Raw genomic sequence first — 13,422 nt, forward strand, 5'->3', positions numbered from 1 at the left:
ATCCATTATGAAATTTAACGAATTACCCTTTCATGAGTCTCTAAAGAAAGCCTTAGATAAAATCGGCTACACAGAACTCACACCCATCCAAGCCAAGTCCATTCCATTCGCGATGGAAGGAAACGACCTCACTGGCCTTGCTCAAACTGGAACTGGAAAGACTATGGCTTTCTTACTTCCTACACTCCACAGACTTTTGTCGGCCGAAGAGGAAGAGGCATTGCCTTATGCCCTTGTCCTTGCACCCACAAGAGAACTGACCATACAAATCGCAGAAGAAGCCAAAAAACTTTTGGAATTCACTGACTTCGGTGTGGCCACCATCATTGGTGGAACCGATTACAAGTCCCAAGAACAGGCACTCGGCAACAAAGCTTGCATCATCGTTGCAACTCCTGGTAGGCTCATTGACTTTGTCAAAAATCATGGCCTTTCTTTAGAAAATGTAAAGGTAGTGATTTTAGATGAAGCGGACAGAATGTTCGATATGGGATTTGTCCAAGATCTCAAATACATCTTTCACAAATGTAAAAACAGAAAACAGTCTTTGTTATTTAGTGCTACCTTAAGTTACGAAGTGGTAAGACTTGCCAGTAAGTATTTGAATGATCCCATCGAAGTTCATATCAATCCAGAAAAAGTCATTACAGAACGGATTGATCAGTCTTTACTTCATTTGGGAAGAGAAGAAAAACTTCCTTACCTCGTAAATTCTTTGTTAAACTATCCTATCGAGGGACTGGGAATCATTTTTACTAACTACAAAATGAACATTCCCAAAATTGTTTCGGCCCTTCGTCGGTTTGGAATCACAGCGACTGGTCTTTCTTCGGAACTCGACCAAAAAAAACGAATCAGGCTCCTTCGGGACTTTAAAGCAGGAAAATACAAATACTTAATTGCGACCGATGTGGCTTCCCGTGGGATCGATATTGAAAACATTGATGTAGTCTATAATTATGACCTTCCCCAAGATGCAGAAAACTATGTGCACCGAATTGGAAGGACAGCGCGAGCCGGAAGGAAAGGCCAATCCATTGGTTTTTGTTCAGAAACAGATTATACAGAACTCGAACGAATTGAAAAGTATTTGAATTCTAAAATTCCTACTTCTGAGATTCGCGAAGAGTATTTGGAATTTCCTAAGGGTGAGTTCACACCTGCCTTTCCAGAAGAGACCATTCCTGGTGAGAAAAAATACCAAGAAAGGGAATCTCGAGGAGACCGCGGGGGTCGGGGCCAGAAACCTTCGCGTGGAGGAGATCCCAGAGGGGATAGAGGCGACCGTTCGGGTGATCGGGGTCGTGGGAAGGGAAAAGGCGACAAACACCACCCACCAGCCAAGATGGCCCATCCACAAGGACATCCGCACCCCTCACGCGGTGACGAGGACCACAAACACCCGGCCAAGATGACCCACCATGAAATGAAACATGGACACCATCCTAAAGAGGGGAAAGGCAAACATCCAAACAAGAAGAACCAGTCAGGACATAAAAACCAAAAGAATGATCCAAGACGAAATCTCTTCGATATCAACGAAATTAAAAAATCTAAAAAACAGAAACAATCGATTTGGCAGCGAATTCTTTCTCTCTTCAAAAAAGATTAGTTCTCTTTTGTTTTTGTTTTTTCCCCCATCTTGTATCTGCGGAAGTTGCAAAACTTCCGCTCTACGGGAAGGGGAACTACGTGGCATTCTCCGATCTCAAATCCATTCTACCTGAACTTTCCACCAAATTAAAAAAATTCACAAGAGTTGGGTCTATATTCACCCCACAAGGGAACCTGCAGTTCCGACTTGGTTCCAGCTTTTATACGTTAGATGGCAAAATTTACAAAATCCCTAAGGCCATCTTAAAAAAGGAAGAGGATGTATACCTTCCTCTGGATCTTGTCGAAGCCGTGTTTCTCAATCTTATCTCCTACGATTTGCGTTATCAGTTCAAAGAAACAGAACTTTGGGTCCTTGTTCCGAAAGAACCTGTGCCCAAACGGAGTCTCAATGTAAAAGCGATTGTAATTGATGCCGGTCACGGAGGAAAAGACCCTGGCACTTCCGATTCTACTGGTTACTTCGAAAAGGACGTGAGCCTTGGTGTGGCCCGTTATACTTATCTCTACCTACGCAAATACTATCCAGAAATTCGAGTGCAGATGATTCGTAAAAACGATCAGTTTGTGGAATTGGAAGATCGTTCCAAGCAGGCAAACCAAGTTTTGAATGACACTCGGGATGTGGTTTTCCTCAGTTTTCATTGCAATGCTTCCCTTTCTGACAAAGCAGCTGGTTTTGAAGTGTATTACCTTTCCCAAAGTCCGAGTACAGAAGCCGCTCGGGAAACTGCCATTTTGGAGAACCGCTATGTGGGAAAACACAAGAACCCGGTTGTCTCTCAGATCCAATCCCAGATGCTGTCCAGTGTCACCCAAAGGCGATCTCGGAAATTGGCAACTGCTGTGGCGGAAGAGTATGAAAAGGGTTTAAGTCCCGACATCCCTTCGCGGGGGGTGAAAAAGGCAGATTTTTCCGTCTTGCGAGGAAGCCTTATGCCTGCGGTACTTGTGGAAATGGGGTATCTGACGAACCCTGAGGAAAGCAAGCGACTGCGGGATAAAAACTACCAAAAGAAAATTGCACGCAGTGTCATCAAAGGAATTCATGAATACGCATCTTCAAAAGATTAAAGAACAACTTCGTTCCCTTACCCAAATCTTAAAAGTCCTCATCATTCGATTTTACAAAATCGGAACAGGAGAAACCAAACTAACCAGGGACTTTATCTTTTTGTTTGCCTCATGGTTTTCTCTTCTAATCTTTTTTAGTTTTTTTATTTTAGCAGAACAAAATCCCTTTCGTCTTCTTGTTCCTTTCCAACTGTATTCTTATCCTTCCCTAGATCATAGAGAACCTGTGGTCATTTTTATTTCGAATGGAGAAGGGGAACAAATCCCCATCCACAGAAAGGTATTGAAACAGGAAGAAACAGGAGCCTTTATTTACCAACTTGTGGGAGAAGTGGGATCCCCGCCTTACTTTGATTCTGTGGAAGCTTTGGCAAAAGATGGAAAGTTATTTTCTCCTAAAAAACTTTTGGACATACGTTTTGCATTGAAACAAACCTGGTTTGTCGAAAAAGGCAATAAACTAGTTATCGATTGGAACGTGGCTCATTTACAAGATGTTATGGAAAAATATAGACTGCCACGTACCAAATCTGATGAAGCGGATGCCGATGCCGAAGAAGAAAATCCAAATGCACCGGTAGATACAATCACCTATTATACCGGTGGTACAGATACTGGACCCAAAGAACCGGAAGAAGTTCTGAACAAACGTAGGATCCTCGCGATGGAGTCCACCTTGCGAGCGTTAAACGCAAGTCTATTTGAAAACTTCAAAGATCTAAAAACCATTGAACATAAATTTTCCGGCGAAGCCAATGCGGTTTACCACTGGGAAACTCTCTCTCCTCTCGCTAGCCGCCCCTAAATAGGGGTTCCCCCCACATTTTCTCCCATTTTTCAAAATTCGCTTATGGAAAATGGGAATTTGCCGATCTTCGTATTGGAGAAATTAGAACTTTTTTTTAAAAAAAATAAAGTGCTAAAGTCACCAAAATCTTCCATAAAAACCCAAATAATCTTAAAAAACTCCAAAAACACCGCCATTTCTTCGAATTAATTTCTTTTATCCGATCACCGACATACAAAGGGAACAAATAGAGATTTTAGGCACCAATGGGGCCTGAAAGCCAGACACAAAAAAAAGCGAGAGAAGGGATTCTCTCGTTTGCCAGATCAAGTTTCAAGGAGGAAACCAAATGATCATAAACCACAATTTAGCCGCGATCAATTCACATCGCGTCCTCAAGTTCCAAAACGAGGAAGTCTCCAAAAATATGGAGAAACTATCCTCTGGTATGCGAATCAACCGAGCAGGTGATGATGCATCCGGACTCGCCGTTTCGGAAAAGATGAGAACGCAGGTGAATGGTCTTAGACAAGCAGAGAGAAATACCGAAGACGGTATGAGCCTGATCCAAACAACGGAAGGGTTTTTGCAAGAGTCGAATGATATCATTCAAAGAATTCGAACTCTTGCAATTCAGTCGTCTAACGGTATTTATACTGACGAAGATAGACAAATGATCCAAGTCGAAGTTTCACAACTTATCGACGAAGTGGATAGAATTGCTTCTCAAGCAGAATTCAATAAAATGAATTTGCTTCAAGGTGATTTTGCTCGTGGATCAAGAGCAACCTCCATGTGGTTCCATTTGGGACCAAACCAACACCAAAGAGAAAGAGTGTTCATTGCAACAATGACTGCACGTGCACTTAATCTTAAAGCTCAAAGTGGAGATCTCTTGTCTTTGTCAACAGCTGACAAGTCAAACGATGCGATCGGAACTTTGGATGCAGCGTTAACACGCATTAGCAAACAAAGAGCAAACTTAGGTGCTTACTTTAACCGTCTTGAGCATGCTGCAAAAGGGCTCATGAACGCTTATGAGAATACCCAAGCCTCCGAGTCTAGGATCCGTGATGCGGATATGGCAGAAGAAACTGTGGCTTTCACAAAGAACCAGATTTTAGTTCAATCTGGAACTGCTATGTTAGCTCAGGCGAATGTTCGTCCACAAGGAGTTCTTTCTCTCCTCCGTTAACAAAAGTTAACGAAGTGAGTGGTTAGTGTAACTGAAGAGTTGTAATTAGATAATCAGCCGGCTTTCCCCTGCCAGGTGGCAATATGAAAGCTCATCCTTGACACCGGACAGGGATTGTCCGGCTAAGAACGAAACATATACCGTTCTTGGTTATACACAAAGGAGTGTAGGCCAATGATTATCAATCACAACATGAGTGCGATTCAATCACATCGTGCTCTCAAGTTTACACAATGGGATGTAGATAAGACCATGAGGAACCTCTCCACTGGGCAAAGGATTAACCTTGCCGGTGACGATGCTTCTGGTCTTGCTGTTTCGGAAAAACTACGAACTCAAATTCGTGGTTTACGTCAGGCCGAAAGGAATACGGAAGATGGACTAAGTTTCATCCAGACTGCAGAGGGTTTCCTCGACCAGTCGGCTGAAATCATCCAACGAATCCGGACCTTAGCGATCCAGACATCGAACGGAATCTACACACCTGAGGACAGGCAGCTCGTGCAGGTAGAAGTATCTGCGCTGGTGGATGAGATCGATCGAATCGCTTCTCAAGCAGAGTTCAATAAAATGAAACTGTTTGAAGGAGACTTCGCTCGAAAGTCAACGAAGGCATCGATGTGGTTTCACATGGGAGCAAACGCAAGGCAAAGAGAGCGTTTCTACATTGGAACTATGACTTCGAAAGCTTTAAAGATGTCTGAAGGAGCAGTAAAAATTGCTCTCTCTACACCTGGAAAGGCTGATGAAGCGATTGCTAAAGCGGACTTCGCCTTGAACAAGATCATGAAGCAGAGAGCAGATATGGGAGCTTATCAAAATAGGCTCGAAAGTACTGCGAAAGGCCTCATGGGTGCATACGAAAATATGCAAGCATCCGAATCAAGGATTAGGGACGCAGATATGGCGGAAGAGATGGTAGCGCTCACGACGAAACAAATTCTCGTGCAAAGCGGTACGGCAATGTTAGCGCAAGCCAGTCTTCGGCCAAATTCTGTATTACGACTTTTGAATAACACTTAAGTTGTAGTAAGGCAAGAGTTGCCTTAAAGACGGTTGCCTCTTCTCGAAGGATACTTCGGGGAGGGGCTTTTTTGTTTTTAGGGACAAATTGCTAACCAATTCACACTGTCTATATCGAATTTAGATTTATCCAAACCTTGTAATGCTTTTCCCTATACTGATTGGTCAAAACTAATTGTTAAATCAATTTTAAATAGAGGTAGGTTATTTTGTAAATAGTTGTTAATTGGTGAAAAAATTAATATAACGGGAATTAATTGACGTATTACAGCTGTTTTGTTCGAATCAAACTTAATTTAAAAGTGAAGGTGTTATGAAAAAGTTTATTATATTAGCAGTCTTTGTTATAGGTTCTGTCGGTTGTTCTAATATTTACTCCCCAATGGGCGTGAAAGGAAAAGATGCAAAAAAAAACAGATTGCAGATTTGAACAGTAACTTGAGTTTGGCTTCGTTTCCGACCTTACTTTCTTCATTAAGTTCCGCTTCCAGCACAAGTTTCATTTGTCCTACAGAAACAACCGCAACGGTAAGTTCTGCTTCTGTATCGGCAACAAATTGTCTTTCAATAAAATATACAAACGCAGCATACATTTGAATTCAACCTTTGGCTACAAGTTCGTCATTTGGTTCTTCAAGCACTAGTAGCAGTTCCATTTAGCATTGGCCCTTTCACCTACTATTTTGGAAAAAGCGTCAGGGATTGAAGATGATAAATACTATACGAAAGAATCGTTAGAAAAATGTAAACAATCCTTAACAACAATTTCTGTATTTCAATCTTCTCTCACTACTTCAAGTTTTACTTCCTTACAAGAGATTTCTTATTGTAATAAACCATTTTCAAGAATGTCCGCATCAATTGATTCCAATGGTATATCTGCATTGCAGGGAAATGAATGTAAATTAGAAGAAGTCAATTTTATTGGATTTTAATTCATTTTACTTAGGAACTACCTTTGTTTCAGATTTAAAGTAAAGGTAGTTTCATACTTTCCCACCTAGAAAAATGGTTGAATCCACTTCGTTTCGAAAGGTAAACTTACCAATTACAATGAAATGGATATACCTCTTTCTCGGAGATCCGAAAAAACACTCCCTCGAACATCGACTATTTAATACTGTTTCTCTAGTCAATGGGCTTCTCAATTTACTAGGAGTTTTTGGAGTTCTTTATCTAGAAAACTATATGATTCTTACCGCACTCAATGTGGGCTCTGGCCTTCTTATGCTTGCGATGTATTATTTAAGCCGAGTGAAGAGTATCTATTTTTCTTTGTATTGGCCATTTAATTTGACCATTCTCTTTTACCTTTCTGCAATGTGGTTTTTTAACGGAGGTTCTCTCGGAGGAAATCATTATTATCTCATCCCCGCACTTGTCATTGCTCTGATCCTCATTCGAAATCATAATGTGTTTATAGTTTATTCTATTTATATTTTACTCTCTGCTACCTTGTATGTTCTCGAATTTTACCATCGTGATTGGGTGACAACTTATGAAACGGATTTGGATCGTTATATTGATGCCGGTGGCAATTATCTTTTTGTACAAATCCTCACTGGAATTCTTATTTTTATATTGAGTAGAAACCTAAATGTAGAAAGAAAAAAATCGGAAACATTACTTTTAAACATTCTTCCTGAATCCATTGCGGATGAGTTAAAAAGAGAAGCCCGAGTCATTCCTAAACGTTACGAATCTGCTTCAGTGCTTTTTTGCGATATGGCAGGGTTTACAAAAATTGCAGAGAAGATGAATGCAGAAGAACTCGTTGGTGAATTGGATACAATTTTTCGTGAGTTCGATCGTTTGTGTAAAACTTACCGATTGGAAAAAATCAAAACGATTGGTGATGCCTATATGGCTGTGGGTGGAATTCCGGCAGAAAACCATACCAATTCCGTTGATTCAGTGTTATGTGGTCTTTCGTTTCAGTCTTATATGGCAGAACAAAAAGAAATTCATGCCTTACGAGGAAGAGAGTTTTGGGAAATTCGTCTAGGCATTCATGTGGGTCCATTAGTGGCGGGGGTAGTCGGAACTGATAAATTTGCCTATGATGTTTGGGGAGATACGGTTAACACTGCCAGTCGCCTGGAGAGTTCTGGTGTGACAGGTGAGGTGAATGTTTCATCCCAAGTTTATGCAGAAGTAAAGTCCTATTTCGAATGTGAGTCTCGGGGTTTTGTTTCTATCAAAAACAAAGCAGATATTGAAATGTATTTAGTCAAAGGCTTTTTACCAGAATATGCAGATGTAATAAATCCCAAACAACCCAATGCACTTTTTAAACGTCTTTATGAGTCAGGCGCTTTGTTTGCGAGTAGCGACGAAGTTGAATGAAACGTACATTTAGAAATGAAATTCCAGTTTACCTACTGCCTCTTTTCTTATTTTTCTTTCTGTTCTGTTTTCATGATTCTATAGAAGGTGGGGAAGAGGTAAAAAGTCATACTCTGTTATTGGAAAAATCAGAAATTCATTTTTTAGCTAATGATTGCAAAAACAAAAAGAATCTTTTGGTTTTTATTCATGGATCCCCAGGTTCTTCTTCTGACTTTTTATCTTATCTAAATGACAAAGACTTACAAAATCAGTTTTGTATTTTAGTTCCTGATCGATTGGGTTTTGGACAATCAATGAATGAGGTTTCTGTTCCCGATATCTTTATCCAAGCTCGTGCGATCCATTCAGCGCTCATTCGTTTTTTAAAAAAAGAATCCTTAACTTTTGCCAAAGGGATTGTTGTGGGGCATTCTTATGGAGGGCCAGTATCTTTTGTTTTTGCAATGGAAAAAGATCCATCCATTTCCATCGTTTGGAAGTGTCTGTTATTATCTAGCCCTATCGATCCTAGTTTAGAGGAGTTGTATTGGTACAACAGATTGGCAAATTTTGGATTTGTACAATGGATCCTTCCGAATTCCTGGGTCCATAGCAATGAAGAGATGTATACATTAAAATCAGATTTGGAACGGCTCACTACGCAATTAGGAAATCAAACTTTTGAAATCATTTCTATCCATGGGGAAAATGACAGTCTGGTTTCTCCGAAGAATGTTTATTACTTTACGAAATGGAAACCAACTTTAAATCATAGGATTCAAATCTTAGAAGACGAAAACCATTTCATTCCTTGGACTAGTTTTCAAGAGATCAAAAAAATCATTCTATCGGAGGGTAATCAATGAAATTACCAGAAATGGGATCCTTACTATTTCACGCGGCCAGGTTGGTTGCAGCGGTTATCATAGGGCAAACTTTGTACTTTAAGTTTTCTGGTTCCGAAGAATCCAAATTTATTTTTTCAGTTTTGGGAATGGAACCATGGGGAAGGTATGGACTTGCCGTCTTAGAAACTTTCTGTGTTTTGTTTTTGTTAGTTCCCAAGTTTGTATGGTTTGGAGCTTTTTTGGGATTTAATTTGATGTTAGGTGCTATTTTGTCTCATTTTGTTTTTTTAGGAATTGTGGTACAAAATGACAATGGGTTACTTTTTATTTTGGCTTTAGTTGTGTTTTCACTTTCCACCTATCTTTTGTATGTCGAAAGAAAAAAAATTCCGTATCTCTATGAGTATTTTGATTGAACAACTTTGATTCTAGATGAGTGAGACCATAATCCTTCGTAGGATTACCTGTAAGTTTTTGTCTTATTCTAGATTAGAGAAGTTTTCTCTATATTTTCTATGGTTTTGCACTAAGTGGTAGAGGTCTTTGTAAGGATATAGTGGAACTCCACGTTTATAATTTTCAAATCCAATCTGAAATAATATCTTCCATTGCCGAAATAACAGAGAATAACTTTCCAAAATAGTAAACTTTGGGTCATAAAGATTTGTGGACTCACTTGTGGCACCGTTAAGTTCCAAGATTTTAAAACCTAAACCTAACTTAAATTCATCCGGATTGGAAAACCGAATGTCAAACCTTCCAAAATAAAATCCTGGAATGGAATCGCCGATGGAGATGAGTTTGGATTCCATTTCTTTTGATTTCCAGTGATTTCCATCTTGAAACATACAACCTTGGATATGATTTCCTATGGCACCGATCGTTATTGTTTCTCCAGCGGATAAAATTCTATCTAACTGATGTTTGTTGTGATTTGTATGAGTTTCCTTTTGGAACTGAAACCTTGGGTGATTTGAGATTAGTGTTTTTAAGACAGTGGCACCGTCACCAATGATCGTTGGAAAAACCTTATCTGTAATGGAGAAAATTTTCCCTTGAACTTCTTTTGGATCACGGTAATAAAAAACACCCACTTCGTATGGACCCGCTATATTTTCTTGGAAAAGCCAATCGATCGGATAAAATTGGATCAGGGAGGAACATTCTTCTTTTGTCTGTAGTTTTTTGATTAAAAATCCTCTTTCCCCTTTGTCTGGTTTGGCGACGATAGGAAACTCTAAATGATTTTCGTTCATCCAATTTTCAATTTTATTGATAGGATCTTTTTCTTCCTTAGATAAGAGTAAAAAACTAGCAACAAACTCATTGGGAATCAGATTTAAAATTTCCGATTTGGATTCTCCGGCTATCCCGGAAGCTAAGATCCCTGGATTCACGGTTGTGATGTAACGAAGCCCGCGGTAACGAATCACTAAATACAAAAGATAGGGAAGAAGAGGTAGGTAAAAGACAGTCGCCGGCCAAAATTCTAATTTTGTAAGTTTTTTGATAAAGAGAACAAAATTCTCCCGTTCCTTGGAATCTATAGCAATCCGTAAGAGACGGTAGACTAGATAAAAACTAAGGCCAACACTGAAACTAAAAAATAAGGAATGTTCAATGTTTGTATACAAACTTAACAGATTTCCATAGAGATAAACCAAAAACACAAAGCCCGTTGTCCATAATGTTACGGCAAAGAAACTGGTATAGAGAAAAGGTAAAAACGGAAATTTAAAAAAACCACTGCAAAAATAAAGAGGAAGCCTTGTCCCTGGTAAAAATCGAGAAAGAAAAATCGACTTTCTGTAGTGGAATTTCCAACGAGTGAGGGCTTCCGAAGATTCCCATTTTTTCTGAAGTTGGAGAAGGAAATTCCATTTCACCAATCCTCGCCTAACAAGAAGTCCGGCTAAGTATAATAAACAATCACCTACAAAAATTCCAAGTCCTGTGATTAAAATGGCTAAGTGTAAGGACAGTTTTCCTTCTTTGGCAAGAATTCCTGCGGTGATACAAGTTAGGTCTTCTGAAACAAAGGTAGAGAAAAAAATCGAAAGGATTGTCACAGAAGGAATCTGAAAGATATATATTACTTAGGTCAATGGAAAACTATTTTTTTTAAGGTTTTCCAATCTAAGGATTTTGTGAATTTGTCCCGTATGCCCAAAATTTTGATTCTGCTTGTCCATCCCGCACTTGAGAAGTCGAAAGCCAATCAAATGCTTTTGGATTCCATCCCGAATTCGGAAAATATCACCTTACACGATTTATACGAAGAATACCCCAACTTTTCTATCAATGTAAAGACAGAACAAAACCTAATTGCAGACCACCAAATCATTTTATTCCAACATCCTTTGTATTGGTACAGTTGCCCTCCACTCATGAAATTATGGATAGACTTGGTGTTGGAAGATGGTTGGGCTTATGGTCCAGGGGGAAACCAATTGAAAGGTAAAAAATGGATCCAAGTCATTACCACCGGTGGGTCAAAAGATGCTTATTCGAAAGATGGATTTCATGGATATGAGACTGAGGATTTTCTTCTTCCTTTTCGTAGAACAGCAGAACTCTGCGGTATGGATTTTCTAAAACCATTTTTGGTCCAAGGTACTTTTCAATTGAATGAACTGGACTTACAAAAAGAATCCAATCGTTATTCTAAATTTATCAATCAATTGTTAGGTGGTATTTATGAATGAACTTAGTTTTTTTATTCAAGCTCTGATTTATCTTTCAAGTGCCATCATAATTGTTCCCATAGCAAACCGTCTTGGTCTTGGATCGGTACTTGGATATTTAATAGCAGGAATTGTCATCGGTCCTTTTGTTTTTGGGTTTGTGGGTACAGAAGGCAAAGATATGTTACACTTTGCCGAATTTGGTGTGGTGATGATGTTATTTGCCATAGGATTAGAGTTGGAGTTGGATCTTCTATGGCGGCTTAAATTTTGGTTACTTGGCCTTGGCGGATTACAAATCATTCTTACCACTGTGATTACTGCAGCCTTTGCATTTGGTTTCGGTTTTTCATGGAAACCGGCTCTTGCACTTGGTCTTATCCTTTCCTTATCTTCCACAGCCATTGTTTTACAAACTTTGAAAGAAAAAGGCCTTATGAAATCAGTTTCCGGCCAAGCCTCTTTCTCTGTTCTTTTATTCCAAGATATGGCTGTGATTCCGATTCTAGCCATCTTTCCTATGTTAAGCGAAACAGATGTGACAACTTCCTCCCATGGACATTCTCTCATAGAACATTTGCCTGGTTATGCAAAAACTTTGGTGGTACTTTCCGTTGTCGTGGGAATCATTCTTGTCGGTAAGTATTTACTCAGTCCTTTCTTTCGGTTGCTTGCAAAATCGGGGAATCGGGAAATTTTTACTGGTGCCAGTTTGTTACTGGTGATTGCCATCTCCGTACTTATGGGTGCTGTAGGAGTGTCTGCAGCCCTTGGTACTTTTCTTGGAGGAGTGGTACTTGCAAGTAGTGAGTTTCGTCATGAGTTAGAAAGTAATATAGAACCTTTTAAAGGTTTATTGTTAGGATTGTTTTTTTTAAGTGTGGGTGCCTCGATGGATCTTCCTGTCGTGATGCAAAGTCCTTCTAAAATTTTAGGAATTGTATTTGGAATTATTTTTATCAAAGCCCTGGTTCTTTTTTTACTTGGGCTTGTATTTCGACTTCCTCTAGACCAAAATCTTTATTTTTCCTTAGCACTTTCTCAAGTGGGAGAGTTTTCTTTTGTGTTGTTCGGATATTCGGAAGGTCTGGGGTTATTCCAAGAAGAGACCATTATCATTTTGGTGGCCTGTGTTGCCGTCAGTATGGCTCTCACTCCTGTATTACTTCTGTTATATGAAAAAACGATATTTGGATTTTTGGAATCCAAGATTCCTAAAAAACAAACGGAACAAAACATCCATAAACAAGAAAACCCTGTCATCATTTGTGGGTTTGGTCGTTTTGGAAACATGCTCGGTCGATTCCTTCGTTCCAATGCCATTGGAATTACCATTTTAGATTTTGATGCGGACCGGGTAGAGATGCTTGGTCGGTTTGGGTTTAAGGTATATTTTGGAGACGCAACAAGACTCGAATTATTGGAAGCTGCGGGCCTTGAACATGCAAAAGTCCTTGTCGCAGCTTTGGACAATCCTGAGAAACAAGCGGAACTCATCAGAAACGTAAGCCAACACTATCCCAATATCAAAATTGTGGCAAGAGCAGGGGATAGAGAAGGGGCCTATGACTTAAAGGAAATGGGAGTTCAGTACATCTATCGAGAAACGAGAGAAACCGCTGTCCTTATGGGAAAAGATGTATTGAGACTTTTAGGATCCAGAGCTCATACGGCAGAAAAGGCAAAGAACTTATTTCTAAAACACGATGATGATACCTTTCATGAACTTTTTGATTTAAGAAGGGACCGAGTTCAGTACATGAGTCTTGCCAAACAGAGAAATGCGGAACTCGAAAGATTGATGTTAGTTGATTTAGGAAAGGAAGAGGAATTGGAAAGAGATCCCTGGAGTGAGATGGAAAGATGAAA

General features: G+C 39.6%; 13 protein-coding genes. 11 read left to right on the top strand and 2 right to left on the bottom strand.

Features of this window, described 5'->3' with window-relative positions; genetic code table 11:
• The first annotated feature begins 7 nt into the window (after positions 1–7).
• The 5 genes from LEP1GSC203_RS08575 to LEP1GSC203_RS08595 all read left to right on the top strand — a co-directional run bounded on the left by LEP1GSC203_RS08575 (position 8) and on the right by LEP1GSC203_RS08595 (position 5,693).
• The gene (locus LEP1GSC203_RS08575) at positions 8–1,612 is read left to right on the top strand and encodes a DEAD/DEAH box helicase (RefSeq protein WP_002974322.1); all 1,605 of its coding nucleotides are present in this window, start codon (positions 8–10) and stop codon (positions 1,610–1,612) included.
• Between the two features lie 80 nt (positions 1,613–1,692).
• The gene (locus LEP1GSC203_RS08580) at positions 1,693–2,688 is read left to right on the top strand and encodes an N-acetylmuramoyl-L-alanine amidase family protein (RefSeq protein WP_002974441.1); all 996 of its coding nucleotides are present in this window, start codon (positions 1,693–1,695) and stop codon (positions 2,686–2,688) included.
• Positions 2,663–3,493, top strand: coding sequence for an LIC_10740 family protein (locus LEP1GSC203_RS08585; protein WP_002973900.1), 831 nt, complete (start codon positions 2,663–2,665; stop codon positions 3,491–3,493). The genes LEP1GSC203_RS08580 and LEP1GSC203_RS08585 overlap by 26 nt, the downstream gene beginning before the upstream one ends.
• 331 nt (positions 3,494–3,824) lie before the next feature.
• Positions 3,825–4,670 (top strand): flagellin N-terminal helical domain-containing protein, encoded by an 846-nt coding sequence (locus LEP1GSC203_RS08590; RefSeq protein WP_002973960.1) that lies wholly within the window; start codon positions 3,825–3,827, stop codon positions 4,668–4,670.
• 174 nt (positions 4,671–4,844) lie between these two features.
• The gene (locus LEP1GSC203_RS08595) at positions 4,845–5,693 is read left to right on the top strand and encodes a flagellin N-terminal helical domain-containing protein (protein ID WP_002974287.1); all 849 of its coding nucleotides are present in this window, start codon (positions 4,845–4,847) and stop codon (positions 5,691–5,693) included.
• A gap of 365 nt (positions 5,694–6,058) precedes the next feature.
• Here LEP1GSC203_RS08595 and LEP1GSC203_RS19440 read toward each other — a convergent pair whose 3' ends face one another.
• Positions 6,059–6,286 carry a hypothetical protein gene (locus LEP1GSC203_RS19440; RefSeq protein WP_051064155.1) on the bottom strand — a complete coding sequence of 76 codons (228 nt, stop codon included), beginning with the start codon at positions 6,284–6,286 and terminating at the stop codon, positions 6,059–6,061.
• A 69-nt stretch (positions 6,287–6,355) separates the two neighbouring features.
• On the opposite strand from LEP1GSC203_RS19440, the gene LEP1GSC203_RS08600 reads away from it, so the two are divergent.
• The 4 genes from LEP1GSC203_RS08600 to LEP1GSC203_RS08615 all read left to right on the top strand — a co-directional run bounded on the left by LEP1GSC203_RS08600 (position 6,356) and on the right by LEP1GSC203_RS08615 (position 9,285).
• A complete protein-coding gene (locus tag LEP1GSC203_RS08600; protein ID WP_002974549.1) occupies positions 6,356–6,628 on the top strand; it encodes a hypothetical protein in 273 nt (90 codons plus the stop codon).
• A gap of 118 nt (positions 6,629–6,746) precedes the next feature.
• Positions 6,747–8,039, top strand: coding sequence for an adenylate/guanylate cyclase domain-containing protein (locus LEP1GSC203_RS08605; RefSeq protein WP_039937857.1), 1,293 nt, complete (start codon positions 6,747–6,749; stop codon positions 8,037–8,039).
• On the top strand, positions 8,036–8,887 hold the full coding sequence (locus tag LEP1GSC203_RS08610; RefSeq protein ID WP_002974242.1) for an alpha/beta fold hydrolase: 852 nt from the start codon (positions 8,036–8,038) through the stop codon (positions 8,885–8,887). Before LEP1GSC203_RS08605 ends, LEP1GSC203_RS08610 begins: the two co-directional genes overlap by 4 nt.
• Positions 8,884–9,285: a hypothetical protein gene (locus tag LEP1GSC203_RS08615; protein WP_002973867.1), complete on the top strand. Its 402-nt coding sequence runs from the start codon at positions 8,884–8,886 to the stop codon at positions 9,283–9,285. The genes LEP1GSC203_RS08610 and LEP1GSC203_RS08615 overlap by 4 nt, the downstream gene beginning before the upstream one ends.
• Before the next feature lie 63 nt (positions 9,286–9,348).
• Here LEP1GSC203_RS08615 and LEP1GSC203_RS08620 read toward each other — a convergent pair whose 3' ends face one another.
• Positions 9,349–10,938 (bottom strand): VTT domain-containing protein, encoded by a 1,590-nt coding sequence (locus LEP1GSC203_RS08620; protein WP_002973920.1) that lies wholly within the window; start codon positions 10,936–10,938, stop codon positions 9,349–9,351.
• Between the two features lie 93 nt (positions 10,939–11,031).
• On the opposite strand from LEP1GSC203_RS08620, the gene LEP1GSC203_RS08625 reads away from it, so the two are divergent.
• The gene (locus LEP1GSC203_RS08625; RefSeq protein WP_039937634.1) at positions 11,032–11,574 is read left to right on the top strand and encodes an NAD(P)H-dependent oxidoreductase; all 543 of its coding nucleotides are present in this window, start codon (positions 11,032–11,034) and stop codon (positions 11,572–11,574) included.
• Positions 11,567–13,420, top strand: a complete 1,854-nt coding sequence (locus LEP1GSC203_RS08630; protein WP_002973748.1) for a monovalent cation:proton antiporter-2 (CPA2) family protein — start codon at positions 11,567–11,569, stop codon at positions 13,418–13,420. Before LEP1GSC203_RS08625 ends, LEP1GSC203_RS08630 begins: the two co-directional genes overlap by 8 nt.
• The last annotated feature ends 2 nt before the right edge of the window (positions 13,421–13,422 follow it).

The organism is Leptospira terpstrae serovar Hualin str. LT 11-33 = ATCC 700639 (genome assembly GCF_000332495.1).
GTDB classification, from domain to species: domain Bacteria; phylum Spirochaetota; class Leptospiria; order Leptospirales; family Leptospiraceae; genus Leptospira_A; species Leptospira_A terpstrae.

Excerpts from the sequence above, each read along its gene's own strand:
- LEP1GSC203_RS08575 (WP_002974322.1), top strand. The coding sequence starts at position 8 with ATGAAATTTAACGAATTACCCTTTCATGAGTCTCTAAAGAAAGCCTTA.
- LEP1GSC203_RS08585 (WP_002973900.1), top strand. The coding sequence starts at position 2,663 with ATGAATACGCATCTTCAAAAGATTAAAGAACAACTTCGTTCCCTTACC.
- LEP1GSC203_RS08590 (WP_002973960.1), top strand. The coding sequence starts at position 3,825 with ATGATCATAAACCACAATTTAGCCGCGATCAATTCACATCGCGTCCTC.
- LEP1GSC203_RS08595 (WP_002974287.1), top strand. The coding sequence starts at position 4,845 with ATGATTATCAATCACAACATGAGTGCGATTCAATCACATCGTGCTCTC.
- LEP1GSC203_RS19440 (WP_051064155.1), bottom strand. The coding sequence starts at position 6,286 with ATGTATGCTGCGTTTGTATATTTTATTGAAAGACAATTTGTTGCCGAT.
- LEP1GSC203_RS08605 (WP_039937857.1), top strand. The coding sequence starts at position 6,747 with ATGAAATGGATATACCTCTTTCTCGGAGATCCGAAAAAACACTCCCTC.
- LEP1GSC203_RS08610 (WP_002974242.1), top strand. The coding sequence starts at position 8,036 with ATGAAACGTACATTTAGAAATGAAATTCCAGTTTACCTACTGCCTCTT.
- LEP1GSC203_RS08615 (WP_002973867.1), top strand. The coding sequence starts at position 8,884 with ATGAAATTACCAGAAATGGGATCCTTACTATTTCACGCGGCCAGGTTG.
- LEP1GSC203_RS08625 (WP_039937634.1), top strand. The coding sequence starts at position 11,032 with ATGCCCAAAATTTTGATTCTGCTTGTCCATCCCGCACTTGAGAAGTCG.
- LEP1GSC203_RS08630 (WP_002973748.1), top strand. The coding sequence starts at position 11,567 with ATGAATGAACTTAGTTTTTTTATTCAAGCTCTGATTTATCTTTCAAGT.